Annotated in this window: 2 protein-coding genes; both read right to left on the reverse strand. The window is 58.3% G+C overall.

What is annotated here, in order from left to right; all coding sequences use genetic code 11:
• The coding region (locus tag Q0341_RS08330; protein ID WP_299512023.1) for an NADH-quinone oxidoreductase subunit D at window positions 1-1,060 on the reverse strand (1,060 nt) is incomplete at its 3' end.
• A gap of 1 nt (window position 1,061) precedes the next feature.
• The coding region (locus Q0341_RS08335; protein ID WP_299512026.1) for an NADH-quinone oxidoreductase subunit C at window positions 1,062-1,530 on the reverse strand (469 nt) is incomplete at its 5' end.

Genomic DNA, 1,530 nt, shown 5'->3' on the forward strand with positions numbered 1-1,530 from the left:
CTGCGGCATAGGCCTCGCCTTCAGGCACATGAAAACCTTCGGTGAACAACTTGAAATGGTGGATCAAGTCTTCCATGTTTGATTTCATGCCTTCGCGTGCAGGCGGTGCCACCTTGTGGTTGTCGGTGATGACCGGGCCGGGGTTGGCACGCAACCACTTCACGCACTGCTGAATGATGCGGTTCGATTCACGCATCTCCTGCACACGTACCAAATAGCGGTCGTAGCTGTCACCGGTCTTGCCCACAGGCACATCAAATTCAACCTGATCGTAAGCATCGTAGGGCTGCTTCTTGCGCAAGTCCCAGGCGAAGCCGGAGCCGCGCAACATCGGGCCGGTCATGCCCAGGTTCAGGGCGCGCTCGGGGGAGACGACGCCGATGCCCACGGTGCGCTGTTTCCAGATGCGGTTGTCTGTGAGCAGGGTTTCGTACTCGTCGATGCACTTGGGAAAACGCTGTGTAAAGTCATCGATGAAGTCGAGCATCGAGCCTTGGCGGTTTTTGTTGAGTTGCTCAATGGCTTTGGCGTTCTTGATCTTGCTGACCTTGTACTGCGGCATGCTGTCTGGCAAGTCGCGGTAGACACCACCGGGGCGAAAGTAAGCCGCGTGCATGCGCGCACCAGACACCGCCTCGTACATGTCAAACAGGTCTTCACGTTCTCGGAAGGTGTAGATCAGAACAGTGGAGCTACCGCAATCGTTGCCGTGTGAGCCCAGCCACATGAGGTGGTTCAGTACGCGGGTGATTTCCGAGAACATCACACGGATGTACTGGGCACGCATGGGCACGTCCAAGCCCAGCATTTTCTCAATGGCCAAGCAGTAGGCATGCTCGTTGCACATCATTGAGACGTAGTCCAGGCGGTCCATGTAGGGCAGCGACTGGATGTATGTTTTGCTCTCGGCCAGCTTTTCGGTGGCACGATGCAACAAGCCGATGTGCGGGTCGGCGCGTTGCACGACCTCGCCATCCAACTCGAGCACCAAGCGCAACACGCCGTGCGCGGCTGGGTGCTGCGGGCCAAAGTTCAGGGTGTAGTTTTTGATTTCGGCCATGTCAGTTCAGGCCTCCGTAGTTGTCTTCCCGGATGATGCGCGGCGTGATTTCACGCGGCTCGATGCTGACCGGCTCGTACACCACGCGACGGCGCTCGGCGTCGTAGCGCATCTCGACATGGCCAGACAGTGGAAAGTCTTTGCGGAAAGGGTGACCAATGAAGCCGTAGTCGGTCAGGATGCGGCGCAGGTCGTTGTGGCCTTCGAACACGATGCCGTACAAATCAAAGGCCTCGCGCTCGTACCAGTTGGCCGAATTCCAGATGTCATTGACCGAGTCCACCAGCGGCAGATCGTCATCGGGGCACAGCACTCGCACACGCACGCGCTGGTTCAGGCTCACCGACAGCAAGTGCACCGTGACGCCAAAGCGCAGTCCGTCGGTGCCCACCTCGCGGTAAGCCGAATAATCCAGACCGGCCAGATCTACAAGCTGTTCGAATTGACAGCCAGGCGCATCGCGCAGGGTT

This window comes from uncultured Limnohabitans sp. (genome assembly GCF_937889215.1).
Taxonomy (GTDB): domain Bacteria; phylum Pseudomonadota; class Gammaproteobacteria; order Burkholderiales; family Burkholderiaceae_C; genus Limnohabitans_A.